At 69.7% G+C, this 24,214-nt stretch carries 22 protein-coding genes and 3 pseudogenes; 12 read left to right on the forward strand and 13 right to left on the reverse strand.

Features of this window, described 5'->3' with window-relative positions; genetic code table 11:
- Window positions 1-45: 45 nt before the first annotated feature.
- A complete protein-coding gene (gene exaC / locus AC3IYI_RS04900; RefSeq protein WP_489409032.1) occupies window positions 46-1,569 on the forward strand; it encodes an acetaldehyde dehydrogenase ExaC in 1,524 nt (507 codons plus the stop codon).
- Window positions 1,570-1,740: 171 nt separating this feature from the next.
- On the opposite strand, the gene AC3IYI_RS04905 is transcribed toward exaC, so the two are convergent.
- The 6 genes from AC3IYI_RS04905 to AC3IYI_RS04930 form a co-directional block, all read right to left on the reverse strand.
- Window positions 1,741-2,730, reverse strand: coding sequence for a tyrosine-type recombinase/integrase (locus AC3IYI_RS04905; RefSeq protein WP_489409033.1), 990 nt, complete (start codon window positions 2,728-2,730; stop codon window positions 1,741-1,743).
- Window positions 2,731-2,937: 207 nt separating this feature from the next.
- On the reverse strand, window positions 2,938-4,071 hold the full coding sequence (locus tag AC3IYI_RS04910; RefSeq protein WP_489409034.1) for an FAD-dependent oxidoreductase: 1,134 nt from the start codon (window positions 4,069-4,071) through the stop codon (window positions 2,938-2,940).
- A gap of 21 nt (window positions 4,072-4,092) precedes the next feature.
- On the reverse strand, window positions 4,093-4,671 hold the full coding sequence (locus AC3IYI_RS04915; RefSeq protein WP_489409035.1) for an AAA family ATPase: 579 nt from the start codon (window positions 4,669-4,671) through the stop codon (window positions 4,093-4,095).
- 388 nt (window positions 4,672-5,059) lie between these two features.
- Complete coding sequence (locus AC3IYI_RS04920) at window positions 5,060-6,091, reverse strand: helix-turn-helix domain-containing protein (RefSeq protein ID WP_489409036.1); 1,032 nt, start codon at window positions 6,089-6,091, stop codon at window positions 5,060-5,062.
- 333 nt (window positions 6,092-6,424) lie between these two features.
- Complete coding sequence (locus AC3IYI_RS04925) at window positions 6,425-7,021, reverse strand: NADPH-dependent F420 reductase (RefSeq protein ID WP_489409037.1); 597 nt, start codon at window positions 7,019-7,021, stop codon at window positions 6,425-6,427.
- A gap of 43 nt (window positions 7,022-7,064) precedes the next feature.
- The gene (locus tag AC3IYI_RS04930) at window positions 7,065-7,916 is read right to left on the reverse strand and encodes an inositol monophosphatase family protein (RefSeq protein WP_489409038.1); all 852 of its coding nucleotides are present in this window, start codon (window positions 7,914-7,916) and stop codon (window positions 7,065-7,067) included.
- On the opposite strand from AC3IYI_RS04930, the gene AC3IYI_RS04935 reads away from it, so the two are divergent.
- Entirely contained in the window at window positions 7,915-8,766 is an 852-nt protein-coding gene (locus AC3IYI_RS04935; protein WP_489409039.1) for an IS5 family transposase, read from the forward strand. The genes AC3IYI_RS04930 and AC3IYI_RS04935 overlap by 2 nt on opposite strands.
- A gap of 157 nt (window positions 8,767-8,923) precedes the next feature.
- Here AC3IYI_RS04935 and AC3IYI_RS04940 read toward each other — a convergent pair whose 3' ends face one another.
- The gene (locus AC3IYI_RS04940; RefSeq protein WP_489411889.1) at window positions 8,924-10,429 is read right to left on the reverse strand and encodes a GMC family oxidoreductase; all 1,506 of its coding nucleotides are present in this window, start codon (window positions 10,427-10,429) and stop codon (window positions 8,924-8,926) included.
- A gap of 501 nt (window positions 10,430-10,930) precedes the next feature.
- Here AC3IYI_RS04940 and AC3IYI_RS04945 point away from each other — a divergent pair.
- Window positions 10,931-12,040: a hypothetical protein gene (locus tag AC3IYI_RS04945; RefSeq protein ID WP_489409040.1), complete on the forward strand. Its 1,110-nt coding sequence runs from the start codon at window positions 10,931-10,933 to the stop codon at window positions 12,038-12,040.
- Window positions 12,041-12,085: 45 nt separating this feature from the next.
- Window positions 12,086-12,840, forward strand: a pseudogene (locus tag AC3IYI_RS04950) (IS5 family transposase); the annotation flags it as partial.
- Here AC3IYI_RS04950 and AC3IYI_RS04955 read toward each other — a convergent pair.
- On the reverse strand, window positions 12,802-13,326 hold the full coding sequence (locus AC3IYI_RS04955) for a transposase (RefSeq protein WP_489411890.1): 525 nt from the start codon (window positions 13,324-13,326) through the stop codon (window positions 12,802-12,804). The pseudogene AC3IYI_RS04950 and the gene AC3IYI_RS04955 overlap by 39 nt on opposite strands.
- Window positions 13,327-13,691: 365 nt before the next feature.
- Window positions 13,692-14,204: pseudogene (locus AC3IYI_RS04960) on the reverse strand (IS110 family transposase); the annotation flags it as partial.
- A 346-nt stretch (window positions 14,205-14,550) separates the two neighbouring features.
- Here AC3IYI_RS04960 and AC3IYI_RS04965 point away from each other — a divergent pair.
- The 6 genes and pseudogenes from AC3IYI_RS04965 to AC3IYI_RS04990 all read left to right on the forward strand — a co-directional run.
- Window positions 14,551-14,712 (forward strand): annotated as a pseudogene (locus AC3IYI_RS04965) (IS5/IS1182 family transposase); the annotation flags it as partial.
- A gap of 774 nt (window positions 14,713-15,486) precedes the next feature.
- Window positions 15,487-15,720, forward strand: coding sequence for a hypothetical protein (locus AC3IYI_RS04970; RefSeq protein WP_489409041.1), 234 nt, complete (start codon window positions 15,487-15,489; stop codon window positions 15,718-15,720).
- Between the two features lie 264 nt (window positions 15,721-15,984).
- Window positions 15,985-16,848, forward strand: coding sequence for an SDR family NAD(P)-dependent oxidoreductase (locus tag AC3IYI_RS04975; protein WP_489409042.1), 864 nt, complete (start codon window positions 15,985-15,987; stop codon window positions 16,846-16,848).
- Window positions 16,849-17,543: 695 nt separating this feature from the next.
- Window positions 17,544-17,948: a hypothetical protein gene (locus tag AC3IYI_RS04980; RefSeq protein WP_489409043.1), complete on the forward strand. Its 405-nt coding sequence runs from the start codon at window positions 17,544-17,546 to the stop codon at window positions 17,946-17,948.
- Between the two features lie 112 nt (window positions 17,949-18,060).
- Window positions 18,061-18,429, forward strand: a complete 369-nt coding sequence (locus AC3IYI_RS04985) for a DUF2306 domain-containing protein (protein WP_489409044.1) — start codon at window positions 18,061-18,063, stop codon at window positions 18,427-18,429.
- 104 nt (window positions 18,430-18,533) lie between these two features.
- Entirely contained in the window at window positions 18,534-19,205 is a 672-nt protein-coding gene (locus tag AC3IYI_RS04990; RefSeq protein WP_489409045.1) for an MBL fold metallo-hydrolase, read from the forward strand.
- Window positions 19,206-19,282: 77 nt separating this feature from the next.
- Here AC3IYI_RS04990 and AC3IYI_RS04995 read toward each other — a convergent pair whose 3' ends face one another.
- From AC3IYI_RS04995 to AC3IYI_RS05005, 3 genes are all read right to left on the reverse strand, one after another.
- Window positions 19,283-19,768: a VOC family protein gene (locus AC3IYI_RS04995; protein ID WP_489409046.1), complete on the reverse strand. Its 486-nt coding sequence runs from the start codon at window positions 19,766-19,768 to the stop codon at window positions 19,283-19,285.
- 206 nt (window positions 19,769-19,974) lie between these two features.
- Window positions 19,975-20,604 carry a TetR/AcrR family transcriptional regulator gene (locus AC3IYI_RS05000; protein WP_489409047.1) on the reverse strand — a complete coding sequence of 210 codons (630 nt, stop codon included), beginning with the start codon at window positions 20,602-20,604 and terminating at the stop codon, window positions 19,975-19,977.
- A 532-nt stretch (window positions 20,605-21,136) separates the two neighbouring features.
- The gene (locus AC3IYI_RS05005; protein ID WP_489409048.1) at window positions 21,137-21,544 is read right to left on the reverse strand and encodes a RidA family protein; all 408 of its coding nucleotides are present in this window, start codon (window positions 21,542-21,544) and stop codon (window positions 21,137-21,139) included.
- 122 nt (window positions 21,545-21,666) lie between these two features.
- On the opposite strand from AC3IYI_RS05005, the gene AC3IYI_RS05010 reads away from it, so the two are divergent.
- Window positions 21,667-22,047: a winged helix-turn-helix transcriptional regulator gene (locus AC3IYI_RS05010; protein ID WP_489409049.1), complete on the forward strand. Its 381-nt coding sequence runs from the start codon at window positions 21,667-21,669 to the stop codon at window positions 22,045-22,047.
- 196 nt (window positions 22,048-22,243) lie between these two features.
- On the opposite strand, the gene AC3IYI_RS05015 is transcribed toward AC3IYI_RS05010, so the two are convergent.
- Window positions 22,244-22,858: a TetR/AcrR family transcriptional regulator gene (locus tag AC3IYI_RS05015; RefSeq protein ID WP_489409050.1), complete on the reverse strand. Its 615-nt coding sequence runs from the start codon at window positions 22,856-22,858 to the stop codon at window positions 22,244-22,246.
- Between the two features lie 148 nt (window positions 22,859-23,006).
- On the opposite strand from AC3IYI_RS05015, the gene AC3IYI_RS05020 reads away from it, so the two are divergent.
- Window positions 23,007-24,149 carry an FAD-dependent oxidoreductase gene (locus AC3IYI_RS05020; RefSeq protein ID WP_489409051.1) on the forward strand — a complete coding sequence of 381 codons (1,143 nt, stop codon included), beginning with the start codon at window positions 23,007-23,009 and terminating at the stop codon, window positions 24,147-24,149.
- Window positions 24,150-24,214: the final 65 nt, after the last annotated feature.

Raw genomic sequence — 24,214 nt, forward strand, 5'->3', positions numbered from 1 at the left:
GCACCGGCCGACGGCGGCCGGCGCCCGGCAAGGGGAGGACCATCCATGGCTCGTTACGCTGCGCCCGGTACCGAAGGCGCGCTCATGTCGTACGCGTCCCGCTACGGCCACTTCATCGGAGGCGAGCACGTCGAGCCCGCCCTCGGACGGTACTTCGCCAACCCCTCCCCCGTGACCGGCGAGACCTTCACCGAGGTCGCGCGCGGTACGGCCGAGGACGTCGAGCGCGCACTGGACGCGGCGCACGCCGCCGCGCCCGCGTGGGGACGCACCTCGATCACCGAGCGTTCCACGATCCTGCTGCGCATCGCGGACCGGATGGAGCAGCACCTGGAGGCGCTCGCGGTCGCGGAGACCTGGGAGAACGGCAAGCCGATCCGCGAGACCCTGGCCGCCGACATGCCGCTCGCCGTCGACCAGTTCCGCTACTTCGCGGGCGCGCTGCGCGCCCAGGAGGGGGCCCTCAGCCAGATCGACGAAGACACGGTGGCCTATCACTTCCACGAGCCGCTGGGCGTGGTCGCCCAGATCATCCCGTGGAACTTCCCCATCCTGATGGCCGTGTGGAAACTGGCGCCGGCCCTGGCCGCGGGCAACACGGTGGTGCTGAAACCGGCCGAGCAGACCCCGGTGTCGGTGCACTACCTGATGAGTCTGATCGGCGACCTGCTGCCGCCGGGCGTGGTGAACATCGTCAACGGCTTCGGCGAGGAGGCGGGCAAGCCGCTCGCGTCCAGCCCGCGCGTGGCGAAGGTGGCCTTCACCGGGGAGACATCCACCGGGCGGCTGATCATGCAGTACGCGGCGGAGCACCTCAAGCCGGTCACGCTGGAGTTGGGCGGCAAGAGCCCCAACCTCTTCTTCGACGACATCTGGACCGCCGACGACGACCTGCGGGACAAGGCCCTCGAAGGCTTCACGATGTTCGCCCTCAACCAGGGCGAGGTGTGCACGAGCCCCTCCCGCGCCCTGATCGAGCGCGGCCGCTACGGCGACTTCCTCGACGCGGCCGTGGCCCGCACCGAACTGATCGTGCCGGGGCACCCGTTGGACACGGACACGATGATCGGCGCGCAGGCCTCGGCGGAGCAGCTGAAGAAGGTGCTGTCGTACGTGGAGATCGGGCAGCAGGAGGGCGCGAAGCTCCTGACCGGCGGGCAGCGCGTGGAGCACGGCGGGGAACTGGCGGGCGGCTTCTACGTCCAGCCGACCATCTTCGAGGGCGACAACCGCATGCGGATCTTCCAGGAGGAGATCTTCGGCCCGGTGGTGTCGGTGACCTCGTTCCAGGACTTCGACGACGCCGTGCGCATCGCGAACGACACGGCGTACGGCCTGGGCGCCGGCGTCTGGACCCGCGACATCAACACGGCCTACCGCGCGGGCCGCGCGATCCAGGCGGGCCGAGTCTGGACGAACTGCTACCACGCCTACCCCGCCCACGCCGCCTTCGGCGGCTACAAGCAGTCGGGCATCGGCCGCGAGACCCACAAGATGATGCTGGAGCACTACCAGCAGACCAAGAATCTGCTGGTGTCCTACTCGCCGAAGAAGCTGGGCTTCTTCTAGGCGCACAAAAGAAGGCGCCTGACCTGGACTTATGCCCGGCAGGCGCCTTCTTCGATCCCCAGGCCACCCCGTTCACGGCGACGGCGAAAATGCACTGGTCCTTCCAGTTCCTCCCACCCGTCTCCCACCCCTGACCAGCTGTTCCGGGCCATGCACGGGCCAGATTCACGATCAGTCCACAGCTTCCGCGCTGCGCCGGTTCCACTCCTGCATCGACTCCTCGATGAGGCGGTTGGAGTGCTCCTGCAGGCCGTCCAAGAACTTGGCGTAGAACTGGAAGAGCACCTGGATGCTCTGGCCGGCCCGACGGGCACATTCAGCAGGGTCAACGCCGGAGTACAGCCAGAACGAGATGCCGGCATGGCGCAGGTCGTAGGGTCTCTTGGCGAGCAAGGACAACTGCTCGTGGTCCGCCAGGGCCGTCCTGCGCGCCCGTGCCCACGTGATCCCGTAGGCCCCCGCTTCGACGTAGTTGCCCGCTGCATTACGGAAGAGGCGGCCGTCTGGCGCCACGCCGAAACGGTCGACGTGCGCACGCAGGGTGCTCACGAACGCCGGTGGTATCGGCACAGGCCGTGTGGCCTTCAGGGCTCGCCGTTTCAGCGAGTGCACCTCATGGACCGACCCGTCATCCGTCCACCCCTTGCCCGCCGCGACAACCCCGCCCGACAAGTTGAGCAGGCCCCAACCTGATGTCGGCAGGTGGCATTGGGAGAGTTGAAGGTGGATGACCTCTGCCGGCCGCATCGCCGCGTAGTACATGCAGCCGAAGAACGCCTCCAGGTGGGGGCCTCGCCCTTTCTGCCCACCGACTGCGGACAGGAGTCGAGTCACCTGCGTCGGGTTGGGAACGCAGGCCGGATCGACCTCCTCACTGACTGGTGGGGGCTTCCACTTGACCCTGGCGAGCGGATTCTCGGTGAAGTACCCCTGGTCGACAGCGGTTCCGAGGACCTCGCTGAAGGCCGATCGCTTACGCACGGCAGTCTTCGCTGTGGCGGGCTTACCGTCGAGCTTTCGGCCGAGGGCCTCCAACGTCCTTCGGACAGTGTCCGGTTCCAGCAGCTCACTGATGGGCAGGGAGTGCTTCTGTATCCATTCCAGGGCATGCTTCCACTCGTCCGGCGGCTCGCCTCCCATGCCCTCTTGTTGAACGCCCACGAGTACAGCGCACGCCGGAACCCTCGGCTCGGAATAGGCCGCCCCCGGTCGCACCAGGGCCGGAGTGATGGTTGCCAACGCGTCAGCAAGGGTGCGTCGCGTAGTGCCTGGCGTTCGGTCCCATCGCTCATCGATGTAGGCATGGGCGACGTCGTACCAGGTCGTCCGTTGCCTGATGGCCCGAATCTCGGATGCGGGAAGTATGGATCACGCGTTTGGTTCGGCTCCGGTCATCAGGGCGAGCAAGCTGTGGGGCGCGCGGTCGTCGATCATGAGCGTGTAGAAGCCGTCGTCGTCCGCTTCCACAGCGGCGGCGCGGGCGAACATGGCGTGTTCGTGCGTGGTGAGCGCGGTCTCCGCATCGCCGGGGTGCGCGGCGAGGGCTCGGCCGAGCTCGGCGCCGTCCAACATGGCCAGGTTGGCGCCTTCGCCGTTCGGCGCCCGGAGGTGGGCGGCATCGCCGAGCAGGGTCACCCCAGGCACGTGGTCCCAGCGGTGCCCGGCCGGCAGTGTGAAGATGGGACGCAGGGCCAGCGGGGTGTCGCTGTCGGTGATCAGGGCGGTGAGTGCGGGAGCCCACCCGTCGAACTCCCTCGCAACCCGAGCGGTGAGGGCTGCGGCATCGGCGGTGTCGAAGTCAGTGAACCAGTCCTGGGGCTTCTTCAGCTGCGCGTAGGTGTGCAGGGTTCCGCCGCCTTCACGGTGGGCCAGCAGTCCCCTGCCCGGTGCGACCGCGAACAGCGAGCCGGCACCGACCGCCTCGACGGAAGCGCGGTGGCGGGTTTCTGCGTCGAAAAGGAACGTCTCCACGCTGCAGACGCCGAAGTACTCGGGAGCGGCCTTCGAGAGCAGCGGTCGTACGCGCGACCAGGCCCCGTCGGCGCCGATGAGCAGGTCCGCGACGACGGTGGCGCCGTCGGCGAAGTCGACCTGGTGGCGGCCGTCGCCGAGGCCCCGCACCACGGTGACCTCGCGGCCCCAGCGGACGGTGCCGACGGGCAGGGAGTCGAGGAGCATCTGCCGCAGTTCGCCGCGCGGCGCCTCCGGGCGTTCGCCGGTTCCATCGTCAGGCAGGTCGAGCAGCACGTTCCCCGCCTGGTCCATGACCCGGTAGGCCTCGCGGCCCGGGAGGATCAGCTTGTGGAACTCCTCGATCAGTCCGGCCGCTTCCAGAGCGGCCTGCCCGCTGCGGGGATGTAGGTCGAGCAGGCCGCCCTGGCGGCGGGCGTCCGGCGCGGGCTCCGCCTCGTAGACCGTGGCCGGGATGCCGTGCACGTGCAGGACACGGGCCAGCGTCAGGCCGCCCAGACCTGCTCCGATGATCGTGACAGGTGTCGTCATGTGCGTTCTCCGCGATGGACCTCACCGCGCGCCACCCGAGCACCGGCGAGCAACCCGTCCGGGCAACTCGTCGGCGACACCGTTCTCCCGAGTGGCGCCGATGAGAATCACCGGCAAGGGGCTCAGCCGCCTACACAGGTACCCGAACACCGCGACGCTCGAAGGATCCGCCCACTGCAGGTCGTCCAGGAGCAGCACGACGGGGCGACGCGCGGCGGCGTGCGCGAGCAGCGTGAGCGCAGCACCCGCTACCGCGAACCCCTCGGGCGGCGCCCCGTCGCGCACGCCCAACGCCCTCTCCAGCGAGTCCTGTTGTGCGTCATCCAGAGTCCGCACCTCGCCGAGCAGCGGCCAGAGCGCCTGATGCAGCGCGGCGAACGGCAATCCGGACTCCGCGTGCGCGCCGCTCATCCGCAGAACCCGGAACCCCATCCGCCGCGCCGTGACCCTCGCCGATCCCGAGCAGCGCGGTCTTCCCCATCCCGGGATCCCCCCGCAACAGAACGGTCCCCCCACCCCCTTCGACCCCCGCCAGCACACTCGTGATGACCGCGATCGGCCCGTCCCGCCCCACCAGCCCCGCGTCGGCCCGACCCGCACCCATCACGATCGCCCCCCTTCAACTCCAACAAACCGCCACCCGGCGTACCAGATCTAACCTCACCTCCTGAATCCGACAAAACCTCGGCCGTCGGTCTGCCGTACGACGCCGGGGTGACCGAATGCCAAGGAGTGCTCGGCAGCGGTGTCGAGGTGTGAGGCGACCTTCTCGTCGATCAGCGCGGGAGCACGGGGCGCAGCGGTTCGTGCGGGGCAGAGAATGCGAGCCCGCGTCGCTCCCAGGCCCGGCCGTGGGCCGGCAGCGCCCTCTCGCCGGTCCCGGCCGGACGCGTGACACGCGGGCAGGAACCGGCGTTCTGAAGATCGGCCGGGGCTGCGCAGATCAAGGCGGTCTGCGCGGCGCGCCCCTCTATTTGAATGATGCCGGTCACGCGCTCTCCCGTCCGCTGCCAGGTGGGCGCCGGTTCGGCGATAGCGAGGCCGGTCCGGTCGAGCGGGCGTACTCGGTGGGGGTCTGACCGAAGTGCTTCTTGAAGGCTCGGGTGAAGTGACTGCCGTCCGCGAATTGCCAGTGCGCGGCGAGTTCCGAAATGCTCAGGCGCCCTGACGGCGAGACGAGGGCGAGCCGGGCCTCGTGCAGTCGCCGGTGGCGGATGTAGGTGCTCACCTGCTCGCCCACCGCGGCGAATGCCCGGTGCAGCGTCCGGACGGAGACGTTGAGTTCACGCGCGAGCGTCGCCGGAGAGAGTTCGGGATCAGCGAGCCGACGGTCCGCGAGGTCCTTGGCCGCCTGGGTGAGCGCGGGAGCCAACCGGGGCTCCACGTCGTCGAACCGGCCCTTCACCACCGCCTTGGTCAGCTCGATCAGGGTGCCTTGGGCCGCTTCCACACCGGCCGGGCCGAGGTCGGCCACGGTCGTGTGAATCATGTCTGCGAGGGCCGTCAGCAAGCGCATCTCGGCTGAATCCGCCGGCCCGGTTATGGCCCGGTTCCCGAGCAGGGGTTTGAGCTCGCCGGGGGGCAGGACGAGAAACTTCGCCGTGAGGTGCGCCGTCGTGTCGAAGGCCGTCAGGCGCCCGAGGTGCCGGACGAGGAACTGCCCGGCCGACACGGTCTGGTCGCCGTAACCGGACGGGCCTCCCAGGGTCCATGCGCCGCTCCGCACGACGTACATGGCAACCAGATCCTGATCACCGCCCGGGACGTCCGCGGTCCGGGTCGCCGACGCGGCGTGGAGATCGGCGATCGCCGCCCCGTGCACCTTGGCCACCTTGCCCTTGACCCGGAAGTCACCGATCGTGTCCGGGCTGAAGGCCGGCAGTTGGAAGACATCGTCGCCCACCTGCGTCTGCCACCCCCGCCGGAAGACGTCGAGCCCCCGCGGTGCGGAGTCCGGGGCGGTCGAGTCCAATGCGAACACCCCGCGCCCGCCGTCGACCTCCGCTCCAATACCGTGCATCCCTCTGCGATCCTCTCCACTTCATTGCTTCAACGCCATCCTGTGGTGATCGTGTTCCGCAGGACGACGCCATGACCCATGTGGCCACCGTGCCAATCTTCCTATGGACGGCTCGCATTGCAGCGGCCGAGATTCAGGGCTGATGCTTCTGATGCGGCGAGATGAGCTGATCGCCCGAGTGCGCACCGCGGTGGCCGGTCCGCCCATTGCGGCGACGGGAGCGACACGACCCCTGGCGATCAGGCTTGAATCAGCCTGATCGCCAGGGGTCGTACTCGCGCTCGGTCGTGCCGGTGCCGGCTCCGGTCAACTGCGGCTTGTGCGGCTCGGCAATCAGCGGGTGATCGAGATGGCGAAGGGGGTGAATCCGCTGGACCGGATCACGTGGGGCACGAAGAGGATCGCGGCCTCCGTGGCGCGGGCGGTCTGGATCCCGCCGAGGTCGGTGATCCACTCCTTGTGCCAGCCCAGGTCGATGAGCAGTTCACGGACGGTCTGCTTGGCCTCGGGGTCCTCGCCGGAGAGGAAGGCGGTGGGCGTCTGGGTGAGCGTGGCCGGGGCGGTCATCACGGGGAAGAGCATGGTGTTGAGCGTCTTGACGACGTGCGTTTCGGGGAGCGCTGCCTGGAGTTGCTCGGCGAGGCTTGTGCCGGGGTAGATCAGGCCGGCGGGCAGTCCGTCCGGTCCGTCGACGGTGGCGTTGGAGACGTCCACGAGGATCTTGCCGTGCAGGTCTTCGCGCAGGGCGGTGAGACGTTCCAGGGCGCCGGCGCCCGGGGTGGCGTTGATGACGATCCGGGCCGCGCGGGCGGCGTCGGAGGCGGCGCCGGGCTCGCGGTCCGCGACGGTCACCTCGTGTCCTGCTTGGGTGAGGGCTTTCGCCAGGTTGCTGCCGACGCGGCCGTTTCCGAGAACTGCGATCGTGATCATGGTGATGTGGTCCTTGCGTGGGTGCGGGGTGCGGGGTGCGGGGTCAGCGGGAGAGCGTGGCGACGGCTGCGGCGTGGACGCCGGGCGCGGTGGCCAGGAAGCTCTCGCTCTGCGGGGTCCAGGGGCGGCCCTCGGCGTCGGAGATCCGTCCGCCGGCCTCGGTGACGAGCAGCGCCCCGGGCAGGAGGTCCGCCCGGGCGCCGGCGAACTGCCAGAAGGCGTCGATCCGGCCGGCTGCCACGTTCGTCAGGTGCAGGGTCGCGGGCACGGCGGTGCGGACGACGAGCGCGTCGAAGAGCATCGCGGTGATCGAGGAGCCGACGCGCCGTACGACCTTCTCGTCCTCGTCCGGCCGGGCCTGGCTGGTGGCCACGATGCCCAGAGCCAGGTCCGCGGTTGGGGAGACGCGCAGCGGCCGGCCGTCGAGGTGGGCGCCGGCGCCGGTGAGCGCGGTGTAGGTCTCGCCGGTCAACGGCAGGTGGACCACGGTGAGCACCGGCTGGTTCTCACGCACGAGGGTCGCGGTCACCGCCCAGTCCGGCAGCGCGTGCAGGTGGTTGACATTGCCTTCGGCCGGGTCCACGACCCACCACTCACCGGACGGCAGCGCCCCGCCGTCCAGCTCGTCCTCCACCCAGCCGGCCTCCGGACGCAGGCTCGTGAGACGGGGGCGCAGGATGTCCAGGGCCGCGTCGTCGTTGACGGCGAGCGCACGCATCAACTCTTCACGGGTCTCGTAGCGGACCACCTCGCCGAAACGCCCGCGCAGCACCGCACCGGCGGCGCGCACGGCTGTCTCGGTACGGACGAGCAGGTCGGCGTCGGAGGTGACGACCTCAGACCGCGTTTGAGATCTGGCGTTGCGGCGGCGGGACTGGCTCGTTGAGTGGTGCATGAGCGCTGTCGGGGAGGGCTACCCGTCGGATCTGACGGATGAACAGTGGGCACTGATCGATGAGTTGCTGCCGCCGCCGCGGACCGGGCCGAAGGGTGGACGGCGGGAGAAACACCCCAGACGCCGGGTCGTGGACGCGATCTTCTACGTGGTGCGGACGGGCTGCTCCTGGAGGCAGTTGCCGAAGGACTTTCCCCCGTGGGAGACGGTGTACTGGTACTTCAGCAGGTGGCATGACGGGGGCACGGTGGAGAAGATCCACGACACGCTGCGTGCAAAGGTTCGCGAGGCGGACGGTCGGGACGCGGAACCGTCGGCCGCTCTGATCGACTCGCAGTCCGTGCGGGCCGCCGACACCGTGCCGAAGGAGACCAGCGGTTACGACGCGGGCAAGAAGACCAAGGGCCGCAAGCGGTTCATCGTCACCGACACCCTCGGCCTGCTGCTGGCCGTGCACGTCGTTGCAGCGAGTGTCCAGGACCGGGACGGCGCCAAGCGGCCATTGCTGTGGACCCGCCTGGACCACCCGACGGTACGGCTGATCTGGGCAGACCAGGGATTCGCCGGCCGCCTCGTGGTCTGGGCCCAGGAGATCCTCGGCCGCACCGTGGAGATCGTCCGTAAACAGCCCGGACAGCGCGGCTTCCAGGTCCAGCCCAAGCGGTGGGCGGTAGAGCGTACGTTCAGCTGGATCACCATGCGCCGGCGCCTGGCCTGCGACTACGAACGCAGCCCGGCCCACTCCGAAACCATGATCCGCTGGGCCATGACCGACGTCATACTGCGACGGCTCACACGCGGCAGGCCCGTCGTCCGGACCGGACGACGACCACTGCAACGCATCCGCTGACAGATCTCAAACGCGGTCTCAGTGGTCTGGAGGGTTTCGGACATGGTGGTGCTCCTGTCTGAGGAGGGGTGATGAGGTCGGTCGGGCCCGCGTTCGGCGCACGACAGGGGGATGAAGCGCATGGTGGAAGCGCCGTGGGCGCGGCGCGGAAGAAGGCTCAGTGGAGCAGTTCGGCAGCCCGTTCGGCGATGGCGTAGACGGTCGCGTTGGTGTTGGCCGAGGGGATGGACGGCATCACGGAGGCGTCGGCGACCCGCAGCCCGGCGATCCCGTGTACACGAAGGGTTGCAGGGTCGACGACGGCATCGGCGTCGGTTCCCATGCGACAGGTACCGGTGAAGTGGAAGTAGGGGCCGGTGGCCCTGCGGATGAACTCGTCTGCGGATTCGCCGCTCGTCCCGGAGCCCGGCACCGCCTCCTGCTTGCGCCAGTCGGCGAACGCGTCGGCCTCGCCGATGCGGCGTGCCACTGCCAGGCCCTTGCACATGACCTCCAGGTCACGGTCGTCGCTTAGGTAGCCCGGGTCGACGACGGGAGCACTGGCGGGATCGGCGTCCGCCAGGCGCACGGTGCCGCTGCTGTGCGGAGCCATCGCGGAGAAGGCGATGGAGTAGCCGTTGGCCGGCGGCCGGCCCCATGCCGACGGGAGCGGTGCGGCGACGATGTAGACCTGGAGGTCCGGCCGGGGCGCGGCAGGGTCGCTGTACAGCAGGCCCATCATTTCGGCCGGCGGGTTGGCGGGAACGAACGGTACGGGCTGGCAGGCCTCGTACACCACTGCCGCCATCGGATGGTCCTGCAGATGGGATCCCACTCCCGGCAGGTCGGCGACGACGCCGACGCCGTGTTCGCCGAGGTGTCGGGCTGGGCCGATCCCCGACAGCATCAGGAGGTGCGCGGAACCGATGGCCCCTGCGGTCAATATGACCTCGGCGCTCTCGACGGACAGGTGCTCGCCACCCACGGTGTACTCGACGCCAGTGCAGCGGCCCACGGTGATGCGCAGCCGCCGCACGGTCGCGTCCGTGACGACGTGCAGGTTCGGCCGGTCGAGGAACGGACGGATGTAGGCGTCGGCCGCGCTTTGGCGGGCGCCGCCGGGCAGATTCATGTCGCTCCACCCGAACCCGGTCTGCAGCCCGCCGCCGATGTCATCGGCGCGTGTGAACCCAGCCTGCACCGCGGCGTTGACGCCCGCCGTGGCCAGGGGATGGGGCTGCGGAACCGGGGCGACTGCGACCGGCCCGTCCGTGCCCCGCACGGAGGCATCACGACTGCGAGTGCTCTCGCTGCGACGGAGATAGGGCAGCAGATCGTCGAAACCCCAGCCCGGAGCCCCGAGTCCGGGCCATTCGTCGTAAGCGGAGCGGTGCCCCCGCAGGTGGTAGAGGCCATTGATGCTCGACGATCCGCCGAGCACCTTGCCGCGCAGCACGTCAGCGGCCCTGCCCGTACCGGCCTGCACGGTCGAGACGCCCAGCCAGAGGGAGGACGGGTCGAACCCCAGGAACCCCCAAGGGGATGCCATCGCCTCGGTCGCGTCCCGGGCCCCCGCCTCCAGCAACAGCACCCGCACGCCCGGGCGTTCCGAAAGCCGGGAGGCAATCACGCACCCCGCCGTCCCCGCTCCCACAACGACATAGTCATAAGGACTCTGGCCCATCATGTCTCCGCTTCCCACGGCAGCACTGTCCGACCACCGGGTCTCAGGAAAGGCTCCTCGGCGTTCAAGAAGCTGATTGCTTGCATGCACAAAATGGGGGCCGAGAAGCCGGAATGGTTCTCGCCAGATCGGCCCTGCGCCTCGTTCTGCCACCTCCGAGCTCGGCGTGCAGAAGGCGTGGAACCGGCTGATCAGCAGCGAGCGGGCTCCAGCGGAGCGGGGCTGTCCGGAGGCAGGCCGCGCGCTGCTGGTGCTGACGGCCACCGAGGCGGCCCGGTGGCAACCGATCACCTTGCTCCGACGGGCCCGGGCGCGCCCGGTCCGGCCATGGCCGATCGCCCCGTTGGGGATGTCCATACCGGCGCCGGTGCCTGCGATGACGGCCTTACGGCTGGGCTTCTCTCGTTTCACGCGCTTCTCGTCCTTGGTGTGTACCCGTCCTGGAACAGCCCGGGTCTCCCTTCTGCCGTCGAATCTTAGGAATTCCGACACGGCGCGCACTTGAACCTCCGCGACGTTCGTTCGGAACCTCAGCGCCATACGATTGACGAGACAGTCGGCGTCACACAGCACTGGGTCAGGCACGAGCTGGCCAGCATCGGCGCCCTGGCCGTCCGCAGCAGGCTCGGCGCGACGGGCTCGACGCCTGGACCGGCCGCGCTCGGCAGCGGCAGCGGCAGCGGCAGCGGCAGCGGCAGCGGCAGCGGCAGCGGCAGCGGCAGCGGCACACGGTACTTCGCGCTGTTCGCCGTGCTCTTCCACTCCACGGCCGCGACCAGCACCTGCGCACTGAACCTCACCTGGATGTGGGGCTCACCGGAGGGCCGCACCCTGCTGCAGGAGTCGCCGACCGGCGACGGGCCGTTGGCCCTGGCCCGGTGGACGACGGTGTGGGCGCCGCCCCTGCTCTGGGGCGGGGCCTACGTGGGGCTGGCCCACAGGACGGCGGCGTGCCGTCCGAGCCCTGGTGACGCTGGCCGCACTTACCCAGTCCCTGCCTTTCCCCGCGGCTGCCATCGACGTACTCGCCAGCCGCTCCGCCCCGGGCTCTACGCCATCCACCTCGCGACGGCCGCCTTCGCCTGGCCGACCGCCCTGGCGGTGTGGTGCGGCTTCCACACCGAGGCGCCTGCCGCCCGGCTACCGGGCCTGCCCAACGGACTCGCCCTGGTGGGCGGTTGCGTTCTGACGGGCGCCGTGATCGTCCTCTGGCCCGAAGTCTTGGTCGACACCCAGGGGGCAGCGGGCTGGACTCTCGCCGCGGCCACCCTGACATCGCTGCTCCTACGCAACCGGCCGGCCGCGCGGGCCTACGGTCCGACCGTCGCCCTCGCGCCGGCCACCCTCGGGCTCGCCCTCCGGATCCGGCGCCTGATCAGCACCTCCTTCCTGCTGGACGCAGGGGCTTCCGGAAGCGTGCTGACCGCCGAGGTGGTCCAGGCCGTGACCCTTGTTCTCCTCACGACCGCTGCGGCCGTGACCGCCGCTCGGGTCTCACCCCCGAACTCCGCATGCCGCGCAACTGACGCCGCTGCATGGCGTCGGGCACCCGCGAGCGGTCGGACGCCGCCCCAGGCCGGTACCGCGCGTCGCTCTTCGGTCCGCCGGTGACGCGTGTCGACCGCGGCCCAGCCGGCGGTCTTCGGCAAGTAACAGGTGGCGGCCAGGGCCGCGGCGGCGCCCAGGCAACTCACCAATCCCCAGTGGAAGTTCACCGAGCCGCACCTGCCGATCGGTAGGTACGGCCCGTACCCGGAGCGGTTGCGGGAGCAGTTCGAGGGTGTGATCTGGCGGTTCCGATCCAGTGCCCAGTGGCGGGAGATGCCTGCCGAGTTCGGCCCCTGGGCCACCGTCTACGGACGTTTCCGCGTCTGGCGGGACGCCGGTGTTTTCACCGCCCTGTTGGAAGGCCTGATCGCCGAGGGCGCCCGCGTGGGGAGCGGACTTGTCGCTGGTCAGCGTGGACTCCACGACGGTCCGCGCCCACCATGACGCCGCAGGAATGCGCGTCAGCAAGCACCTCATGAAGGCCCTGGAAGAGCCGTGCAGGAGCAGGAAGCGGCCCGGCAAAAGGGGGCGGACCGGAAGAACAGAACGGACAGGCCGAGCGCCAGCGCCTCCGGCGCGGGCGCAAGCTCCGCCTGAAGGAGGCTTTGCTCGGCAGGTCCCGGGGTGGGCTGACCAGCAAGATTCATCTCGCCGCGGACCGCAGGTGCCGCCCGCTCGCGTTGGTCCTGACCGCCGGGCAGGCCGGGGACAGTCCCCAGTTCATTCCCGTGCTCGCGAGGGTGAGAGTCCGCCTGCCGGTCAGCCGTCCCCGCACGACGCCCGGCGCGGTCGCCGGGGACAAGACACCCCATGCAGTTATCGCGTCAAGCAGCGGTGGCGAGTTGGGGTTTCGTTGGCGGGGTGAAGGCGGTGGCTTCGTCGAATTTCTGGTGGGTGGTCAGGCAGTGGTGGAGTTGGCCGATCATGCGGTTGAACAGGTGGCGGAGGGCTGCGTAGTAGCGGTCGCCGGTTTCGCGTCGGCGGTTGTAGCGGGCGTGGGCTCCGGGTGAGGCGGTCAGGGCGGCGAATGCCCAGTGCCGGCCGGTCGCTGCGAGTCGGCTGTTCTTGATTCGGCGGTGGCTGACGCGGCGGCTGCGGCCGGATTCGCGGGTGACCGGGGCGCTTCCTGCGTAGGCCTTCAGGTCGCGGGCGGTGTCGAAGCGGGTGCGGTCGTCGCCGATCTCAGCGAGGATCCTGGCGCCGGTGAGCACGGCCAGGCCTGGGAAGCTGGTGATGATCTCCGCGTCGGGGTGCTTGAGGAAGAGCTCTTCGGTGGCCTGGGCCAGGTCGTCGCAGGCGTGGCAGGCCGCGTCGAGTTGGGCGAGGAGAGCGAGGGCCTGGCGTCCCATCGCGGCTTCGACCAGGTCGGGCTGGCGGAGCCGGGTGCGGTGGAGCACCTCCAGGAGCCGGTCGGTCTCGGCGTCGATCCGCCGTTGGCGGCCCGCTCGGGTGACGGCGGCTTTGAGTCGGCTGCGGGTGAGGCGGGCGGCCTCACCCGGCGTGGGGGCGATGGCCAGGATCGAGCGGGCCTCCCGCGCTAGTGCTGTGACCGGAAAGGTTCACCGTGTCGCGGCGCCCGGCACGGCACCTCGCCGCGTTGTCGGACCGCGCAAGTACGTCCAGTACGAGGCACGGCCCTCCGCCTTGCGAGGCACCACACCGAACACCGCGACCCGGCAAACCTTTCCGGCCACAGCACTAGCAGCCGTTCGCGTTTGTCGGCGAACGCCTCGAGTATCGCCGGGTAGTACTCGCGAAGGTGGGAACGGAGCCGGTTGTGGGCGCGGGTGCGGTCCCAGACGGCGTCCTGCTGGGCCCTGGCCAGGACGGCGATCGCCCGGGCCAGGTCGGAGTCGTCGGGCAGCGGCCGGTGAAGTTCAGCGTCGGTCCGCAGGATGTTCGCCAGGACGACGGCATCTTGGTGGTCGGACCTCTTGCGGGATACGGCGTGCCGGTCTCGGTAGCGGGCGACCGCCATCGGATTGATCGCATAGACACGTCGGCCGGCCGCCCGCAGACAGGCCACCAGCAGACCTCGGGAGGTCTCGATCGCGATCGGGATCGGATCTTCTGGGCTGTCGCCGTGCTCGACCAGCAGCCGCAGCAGGTCCTGGAAACCCGAGGCGTCGTCGCCGATCCGCAGCTTGCCGAGCAGGCGGGCGTCGGCGTCGACCACCGCGATGTCGTGATGGTCCTCGGCCCAGTCGATTCCGCAGGTCACGTGCACTGCGTGCTCCCCTCGAAACGTCTGTAATCCGTCGGCGTCGAGCCGCGGCAGGGACCACCCGGCGACCTAATAGAAGCGCTCGCGGGCGCACCACCCCATCAGCCGTCCGTGGCCCCAGCAATGTCCAGGGTCCTCGCTCTTGTGAAGAGCTCCACGGCTCCGGCTGATCGGGAGGTGGCCCTGGATACGGCTCGGCCCACGGCACGCTACGGGCGCCGCGGTCGCAGGGGCAGGGGCCGTGCACGCATCCCTCTTGTCGAAGCACTCCCAGGCGCGGCTTACAGAACAGACGTCTCGCACGGCCCCTGCCGAGGCCTAGCAACGGCCCGGCCTCGATGCCTATTAGGCCTACTCATCCCGCGGTAACCGCTCCTCCCTACGCAGACGCGGCATCAAGGCAGTCATCCCGGAAAAACGGGACCAGGCCGCCAATCGCAAGAAGAAGGACGCGAAAGGCGGCCGGCCCGTCAGCCACGACGCCGACCTCTACAAGGAACGGGACGCTCTTTGAGGATGTCCAGGCGTCGCTTGGCGAATGCCGCATCCAGCTGCGCGATGAAGTCCCGTGCCGTGGGAGTGAGGATCTCCTCAGCGAGGGCCCGGAGCACCGAGAACCTCGATACGTCGGGAGGTTGCTGCCGCGGCTGCGGGCTTCACCGTCACGGAACTCTCCTTCGCGAGATGTGTCCAGAAACGTCCCGGCAACGGGGCGCGGACGCAGAGGAACGACACAACGGGCGGCCCACGTCGCGGAATTGCCGCACATGTGCCGCTCGATGTGTGCGCCGACCAGCCCACGAGGTCACCGGGATCTCCGCACACGGAATCGTCCGCGTACGGGCAACGGGCAGGTCTTCGGACGTGGGGGCCGCGCGAGCGGTCGAGACCCGGACGGCCGATCCCGTCGTACCGCCGCGTCTCCTTCGGAAGCACCGTTCGCCGCCCCCGCCGTTCTCAGTCAGTACTTCCAGACCGCCCGGAGCCAGGGCCCACACCGGCCGACTACCGACCCTCCCCACCGTTCTGGGGCTGCTGGAGGCGACGGCTGCCAGCGGCCGTCCGATCGCCGCACACGGCCTGCGGAAGCGGCACCTGGCCACCGGTTGCACGCTCCTGACGACGAGCTTCACGCTGCCGCCCACCGTAAGGACCGGCACACCGCTGCCGCTTGTCTGCGCCTATCCATCTTCGGCGGCGCCTGTGTCGGCATGAGCACGCAGGCCCTGGCCCTGATCACCCGGAGCGCCGTTCCGGAACGGGATCCGGGTGTGACCGCTCCTCGGTGCTCGCCCGAGAGCTCGGCGCCATCGTCGGCATGACGGCCTTCGGCGCCGTCACGGCAGTCGGCGTCCGGGCAGTGGCCGGACCGACCACGCCGGGCCCCATGCCGCAGGCCGCACTCCGGGTCGCTTACGGAAAGGCGCCGGGCAATGCCTTCGCGACGGCGCTTCCCTTCTCACTCACCGCCCTGATCTCGGTGCTGCTCCTGCGAGAAACCCCCTTGCGGGCGACCTGACCACGCTGAGGCGCCGAGAAAATCGCAGGTCAGCACGCCCGTCCATGTGCCTTCAGCGGCGGCACCGGTGGGAGTTGAGGAGCGGGGATCGGGGGGCGGCGTAGCCCTTCGCTCCTACCCGGCCGCCCGCGACCGCCGGCCGCCAGCCTCGTGGCCACACCAGCCGCCCGCGAATCGGATAGACCATCCGCTTCTGCTATGTTGATGCTAACCGGATAGATAATCCACATAGACGGAACGGGTCATACGGTGAAGCGAACAGCGGTGGTCACAGCAGGAACAGCAGGAATAGGCTTTGAGACCGCCTTCGGGCTGGCCGCGGCAGGCCTCGCGGTGACCGTGGTGGGGCGCAACGCCGAGCGCGGCGCCCACGCGATCGAGCGGATCAACGCCACGGGACCCGCGCATCCCGCCCGGTTCCTGGCCACTGACCTCGCCTCGCTCGACGCGGTCCGCGCGCTTGCCGACCGGATCGGCGCCGACGGCCCTCTGACCGCGCTGGTCAACAACGTCGGTGCGATGTTCCCGGACCGGCAGGACTCTGCCGACGGGATCGAGGCGACGTTCGCCGTCAACCATCTCTCCCCGTATCTGCTGACCGAACTGCTGCTTCCCGCACTGCGATCCGGCACTCCGAGCCGGATCGTCAACGTCACCTCGGGCGCCGTCGGCGTTGCGAAGCGCGCCTTCGACTCGGTCGAGCCGCCCGGCGGCTACTACGGCTTCCACTGGTACGGCCGTGCCAAGCTCGCCAACCTCGCGTACACACTGGAACTGGCCGGTCGGCTCGACGGTACGGGCGTCTCGGTCTTCGCCGCGGATCCCGGTGGCGCCGCGACTGACATGACGAACGGCACCATGAACGACCCGAAGATCGTCTCACCGGGGCTGCGACTGCTCTGGCCGCTGGTCCGCCGGAAGTTCTCACGCTCCACCTCCGGCCCGGCATCCGTGGCCGCCAAGCCCTCGATCTTCGCCGCGACCGACGGCTCGCTCACTGGCCGGACCGGCATCGTCATCGGACCCCAGGCGCATCCGGTCGCCCCCTTCCGTTCGGCAACCGATCCCCTCATCGCCGAGGCCGTCCGCCACCTCAGCCAGCGCCTCGCACCCCTCACGGCAGGGTGACGAAACCCTGAGCTCTCGCAGGCTCGGCACGGAGTTGCCCCGTCACCTCACGTGCCGGTTGGCTCATCCGGTTCGCCCTCCAACGCGATACGGATGAGCCATCCAGGTAACTGCTCTCATGACGACCGCCCCCACATGCCCCCCGGCCGGTCGGCGGCCTTCACCGCGGGGCAGAAGCGATGGCTGCCGGAGAAGCGCCCGTCCTCAGCGGGAGGCGTATCGGACCCGGGCGTCCGTGAGGTTCTACAGAGCCCTCGCACGGACGGCGTCGGCAGTCTTCGCCAGCGCCTGGTACGCGTGAGGTGCCGCCGGACCGGGCCCCCACGGTGCTCAGGTGGTCACGACGGACTCGGTGGAAGGAGTCGTGATCGGCCCGTGCGTCTCCTCGGTCCGGGAGATGGTGATATCACCCAAGGTGCTCGTACGCATGTCGCTCATGCGTTCTCCATTGGGTGCGGGTCTGTCACGTGCAGGCTGGGAGCCGGTGCGATCTCCGGCCGGTGTGCGCGTGCGGGCGCTTGACCTTGTTGGCCGCACGCCCTGTTGCAGCCAGGGCAGATGACGTTCTTGATTGGTAGCAATTTCCTGACCGCCAGGTCGTGGCCCTGGGGTGAGGCTGTTCCTTCGGCGCTGGGCTTCGGCGGCTCCGCACGCTCTTCCGTCGCTTCGGAGACCGTGCCGGCCTGATCGGCGCCGTGATCGCCTCCCGCCTCGAACCCCTGCGGGAAGCCGCTCAGAAGGCAGCGGAGACAGCCGGGCCATCACCGCGCCGGCGGGTGCTGGACCTCCTCGACGCCTCGCTGCGCTTCAAGATCGAGAACCGGAACCTGATGGCGGCCGCGGAGGACGCCGGGCTCAGCAGCCCCTACCAGGCCGAGCACTACGGCTGGTGGCACGGAACCCTCCGCGCCGCACTGGACCAGGTGCCCGGCGTACACAACCCGGATTTCACCGCCCACGCACTTCTGGCCGCCATCCGCGCCGATCTCGTGGTGCACCTGATCGAGGATCAGAAGATGGCGCCCGAAGACCTGCGCGCCTCGCTCGCCGCCCACATCGACAACGTGCTCGGCAACAGCCCCGAACCATCCGGGACCTGACTACATTCCGAAGATCGCGGACAGGGTCCCGGCCGCGAGGTCTTCCGGAGTTCCGTCCATGCCGAACCTCTGGTGGGGTTGACGGAGGCTGAGCACCGCGAGGCCGTGCAGAGTGGCCGGCTCACTGGCGGTGCTGTGGGGGTGGACGGCATGGCGCGGCTACAAGGCCATCCGCGAGCGTGACATCCGCAGCCACCAGGCCTGGATGATCCGCAACTTCGCCCTCACCTACGCGGCCGTCACCCTCCGGCTGTGGTTCGGGGTACTGATCTTCGCCCAAGTGCCCTTCGCACACGGCCCGGACCCCTTCGACGCCATCCTGACGCAGGCCTACGCCCCCCTGCCCTTCCTGTGCTGGCTGCCCAACATCGTCATCGCCGAATTCATGATCCGCCGCCGCGGCCTGCCCGCACTGCACCTCACGGCGTCCCCCACGACCCGGCCCGGCAAGCCCACCCCACAGGCCGCGACCACCGGTTGACCGGCCCGACGCCAGGCATCCGACCCGCCTGAAGTCCAACCCGCAATCTGACTCACCCGCACGCCCTCGCACTCCGACCGCGCCACCAACCTCCGGGAGAAGTCATGACCGTCAACACCGTCTACACCGTCAAGAACATCGCCTCGTCCGCCTTCCTCGTCACCGACGAGAACGGCGCCATGATCGTGGACACCGGCGTCGCCGGCCGCGCCCCCGCGATGCTCCAGCAGATCGCCGATGCCGGCCTGCGCCCCGCCGACGTCAAGCTCATCCTGCTCACCCACCACCACGCCGACCACAGCGGATCCGCACTCGCCCTCCGCGAGGCCACCGGAGCGCCCATCGCCATCCACCGCGACGACGCCGACCAGCTCCGCCACGGCGGCCGGGTCGACCTCCAGCCGACCAGCCTCATGCCCCGACTCATGAAGGTCATGCTGGCCAAGGCCAAAATCCCCGCCATCCAGCCCGACATCATCCTCGGCGACGAAGAGGACCTGACCCGCCACGGAGGAATCGGCCGGTCCTTCGTCACCCCCGGCCACACCCCCGGATCCACCTGCGTCCTACTCCCCGACCACAGCATCCTGGCCGGCGACGCCCTCTCCGGCGGCATGATGCGAGCCCGCACGGCCCGCAAGCCCATGTTCGCCACCGACCTGGACGCCGCCGCACACAGCATGCGCACCATCGCCGACCACACCCCGACCACCGCCTACGTCGGCCACGGCGGCCACCTCACCGCACAGTCCGTCGCCGCACTCCGGACCCCGTGAATCCCACCGCCCGACCGGCAAGGCGGCTGCCAAGAACAGCAGGTACCAGGAACCGGCAGGGGATACGGGCGGATCCTTCACTCGCCGCCCGGCTTGGACTCCATGGCGCGCTCGGCTTCCTCGGACCGCTTCTCCATCTCGTCCGGCGGGACGTCCTCGATGTGCGTGGCGATGTTCCAGCGATGTCCGAACGGGTCCTCGAACTGGCCGGTGCGGTCGCCGTAGAACTCGTCCTTGACCGGCCGCAGCTCGGTGGCACCCCCGGCCAGGGCCTTGGCGAAGACCGCGTCGACGTCTTCGACGTACACATGCAGGGTGACGGGCGTGCCGCCCACCGACTTCGGTGAGCGGAAGCCCATGTCGGGGTACTCGTCCGCGAGCATGATGACCGAACTTCCGAGCTCCAGCTCGGCGTGGCCGATCTTGGCTCCCGGAGCGGCCATCCTCATCCGCTCCCGAGCGCCGAGCACGGAGGCGTAGAAGTCGATCGCGGCCGCGGCGCCGTCAATACAGAGGTACGGCGTGACACGCGGATACCCCTCGGGGACGGGCTGGACACTCACCGGCCACCTGCCTTCCGGACCGTGGCGGTCACGCCGACCGCCGCCTGCGACCAGAGATATCCCGAACGCGGTGCGCACATGACCGCGCCGCGCGGCGACCTGCCACCGGACGCCCCAAAGGGCTGTGGACCGGCAGATCGCGGCCGACGCAAACGCGACACGGCCCGCCCGTTCGAGCAGCGGGACAAGCCCGGCCCGGCCCGAAGTCACCCGTGAGGCGTGCCGTCTTGCCGCTGTGAACGTCCGCTGTCGCTGGGGACGTGATGCGGGTTCTGGGTGTACAAGCCTTCCAGAAGGGCGTTCAGATAGCGGCGGGCGGTATCGACGCGAGTGGCGGGGACGCTGTGGACGTTTGCCGCGTAGGCGACTCCGCACATGAGTGGGACCAGGTCGTCGGAGGTCAGGTCCGGGCGCACCACCCCGGCACCGCGGGCGCGTTCCAGCAGCCGTGCGCCGACCGACCGCAGGGATTGCTTCAGTTCGGTGGTGCGGGGCAGGGCGTCCGTGGCCGCGGCGGCGACCATGGGCAGAGACGCGTCGGTGACCTGTGCTTCGATGGTGCGGGTCAGGAATCCGGCGAGGGCGCTCCGAGGGTCGTCGTCGGTCAGTGCCCGTTCGCCGTGGTCGACGAGTGACTCCAGGCAGGGCGTGGCGACGGTCTCCAGGAGCGCCTCGGCGGTGGGGAAATGACGGTAGACGGTGCCGACGCCCACGGAGACGCGCCGGGCGACATCGTTGAGCTGGAGTGGTGTGCCTTCGTCCACCAGATCGCGGGCCACGGCGACGATCCGCTCCCAGTTACGGGCGGCGTCCTTGCGAAGCGGGGCAGTCGTCATGGGAGAAGCCTAACTGGATGACTCATCCGCATTTGCCGTGGCGGTGCGGGGATCCGATGAGCCACCCATCCCGTCACGCAGCGAGAGTCGCGAGGCGCGCGCTGAGGCGGCGGAGGACGGCGGCGGTGCGTGGATCGATCGCCGGCGGGAAGGGGCGACCGGTTGCACCTGCGGGCCGATGACGAGGCCGGTCCGGCCGCTCAGCACGGCGTCGGTCGCGGCGAAGGGCGAAGGCTTGGCCGCCGCGGACGCCGGGCCGGTCGTCGAGCGTGCACCCACCGCGCCTGAGGCGACGTTCACGATCCGGCTCGGAGTGCCGGCTTCGAGTGCGGGCAGCAGCAGTTCGGTCAGCAGGTACGGAGGGAGGTGGTTGACGGCGAACGACGCCTCGATCCCGTCGACCGAGTCTGCCGGTCCGCGAACATCACCCGACGTTGTCGACCAGCACGGACAGAGGGCCCTCGGCGAGGATCCGGTCGGCGAGGACTGGCAGCGCAACGGCTCGGCACCCTGCCGGGTGCCTCACAGGAGCTCAGTCGACAACGGCGGTGGCTTCGATCTCCACCAGGTGCTCGGGGACGTCCAGAGCCGCGACGCCGATCATGCTCGCCGGCGGGACCGGTGCGGCGCCCAGCCTCTTGGCCGCCCGTGCGATGCCCTCCAGCAGCAGGGGCATCTTGTCGGGGGTCCAGTCGACGACGTAGACGGTCAGCTTCGCCAGGTCCTCGAGGGTGGCACCGACGCCGTCCAGGGCGGCGGCGATGTTGACGTAGCACTGCTCGACCTGCGCGGCGAGGTCCCCTTCGCCGACCGTGACCCCATCGGGGCCCCAGGCGACCTGTCCGGCGATGAAGACCAGCTTCGACCCGGTCGCGACCGACACCTGCCGGTAGACAGGGATTTCCGGCAATCCGTTGGGGTTCACCAGGGTGATGGCCATGCTGCCTGCCTCCGCATGCTGTGAGAGACGCCGTGAGAGGCGCTCTCTTGTGGTTACTCAGGAACCGTAAGAGAGTGGCTCCTGACATGGAAGAACGCACTTTTCGGTGACTGGGGAACCTGATGGTGACCAAGCAGTACAGCGGCTCGCCCGAGGAGGCGGACCTCAGGCGCGCAGACTCCCTGGCGCGGGAGATCTTCTCGGACGTCGCCAACAAATGGGCGCTCCTGATCATCGAGGCGCTGGGGGAACGCACGCTGCGGTTCAGCGAGGTGCGCGGCGAGATCGAAGGCATCAGCCACAAGATGCTCACCCAGAACCTGCGCATGCTCGAGCGCTACGGCCTGATCGAGCGCACGGTCCACCCCGTCGTGCCGCCACGGGTCGAGTACACGCTCACCGAGCCCGGCCGGGCCCTGCGCGTCACGATCGCCGGACTGTGCGACTGGACCCACCGACACCTCGGCCACATCGAAGCCTCTCGCCACCGCTTCGACACCTGACCGAGGAACCGAGGAGGCGGCGCCCCCCCCCACCTCCCCCACGACCAAGATCCAGGCCAAAGACGCAGAGCCTTTTCCAAGCTGATGGTGACGGCCGGTCGTTGTCGGGAATGGGCTGTACGAAACGGCAAAGCTCCTGGCAAAGCCATGGAACTCCTCGACGACGCGCGCCGTGGCCGCGTCGGCGTCGGTGGACTCATCCCGTGGAGGCGACGGCGCTCCAGCCCTTCTCCAGGAGGTCGAAGGCGCGCGTGACGGCCTGGCGGGGATCTTGGCTGCCGCGGGCGGCACGGGGTGCTTCCAGGGCAAAGTGGGCGAGGGCGGCGCAGGCCGGGTCGTCGGCCGGAAGTCCGCTTTCCTCGGCAATCGCGCGAGCGAGGGCGGTTTCGTGGCGCAACCACATGCGCTGGGCGTAGTCCCGCAGGGCCGGGGTGGTCTCCACCAGCTCACTGAACGCGGTGAAACCGGCGCCGTCGTCCACGGCTGCGACGCGGTAGCGCAGGGCATGCTCGCGCAGGGCCGCGGGGATGGACCGGCCTTGGGGCCGCTCGCGTACGGCGGCGAGCAGACGGGCTTCCTGGTCTGCGTCCTCGTCGAAGACGAGGGCTTCCTTGACCGGGAAGTGCTTGAACAGGGTGGTGGTGGACACGTCAGCGGCGTCCGCGATCTCACGGATACCGACCTGCTCGTATCCCTGCTCCAGGAACAGACGCAGAGCCGCCTCGGCCAGGGCTCGGCGGGTGGCGGCCTTCTTGCGTTCGCGGCGTCCCGCCGGTGCCGTCGCCGCGGTGCCGCTCGTCGTGTCGGTCATGCCACGACCCTACACCCCCGGTTGCTCAACTACAAAAGTTGTGTCGTTGCACTTATTTAGCTGATGTGCTCTTCTGGAGTGGCGCGGCCGCCTGGCACAGCCCGGCCCGTTCCACATGCACCCTTCTGCCCGAAAGGCGTGACCAGCCATGCCCACCCACCGCATCGCGATCATCGGCGCCGGCCCCGGCAGCCTGACCTGCGCCCGCATCCTGCAGCAACATGGCATCACCGCAGCCGTCTACGACCTGGACGCCTCCCGCACCGCCCGCAACCAGGGCGGCACCCTCGACATGCACCCCGATACCGGCCAGCACGCCCTGCGCGCGGCCGGCGTCTGGGACGACTTCCTCGCCCAGGCCCGCCCCGAAGGCCAGCAGATGCGCCTGGTCAGCCGCGACGGCCTCATCCTGTTCGACGCGATCCCGCCTGAGGCCGACACTGCTGAAGGCAACCCCGAGATCGACCGCGGACAACTCCGCGACCTCCTCCTCGACTCCCTCAAGCCCGACACCGTGCGCTGGGGACACAAGCTCAATCGCGCCGAAACCCTCGGCAACGGCACCCACCGCCTGCACTTCGCAGACGGCACCACCACCGACGCCGACCTCGTCATCGGAGCCGACGGCGCCTGGTCCCAGGTCCGCCCCCTCCTGTCCGACGCGACACCCCTCTACACAGGCGTCACCTTCGTCGAGACCGGCCTCAACGACGCCGACGCCCGCCACCCCCGCCTCGCCGAACTCACCGGCAACGGCACCATGATGGCCCTCGACGACAACCAGGGCCTCGTCGCCCAGCGCAACAGCGGCGGACACATCCGCGTCTACGTCGGCATGCGCACCGCACAGGACTGGCACCAGCAGGCCGGCCTCGACCTCACCGACACCGCCGCCGTCCGCGACGCCCTCCTCAAGAAGTTCGCCGGCTGGAGCCCCGACCTGCTCGGCTTCATCACCGCCACCGACACCGGCTGCACCAACCGGCCCCTGTTCGCCCTGCCCGTCCCCCACACCTGGACCCACACCCCCGGCGTCACCCTCCTCGGCGACGCCGCCCACCTCATGTCCCCCTTCTCCGGCATGGGCGCCAACCTCGCCATGCGCGACGGCGCCGACCTCGCCCACGCGCTCATCGAAAGCCCCACCACCGACGACGCCATCCGCGCATACGAAACCGTCCTACTGCCCCGCTCCATCCAGGCAGCCGAAGGAGCCGCAGAAGGCATCAACAGCGCCTTCTCCCCCGACAGCGCCACCCAGACCCTCGCCCACATGACCCAGCACCACTGACATCGCACAACCACAACCACAACCGCTGCGAGGCACCGTGCTGCCCAGCGGCCTGACCGCCTCCA

It is taken from the genome of Streptomyces sp. GL_148, from assembly GCF_057834205.1.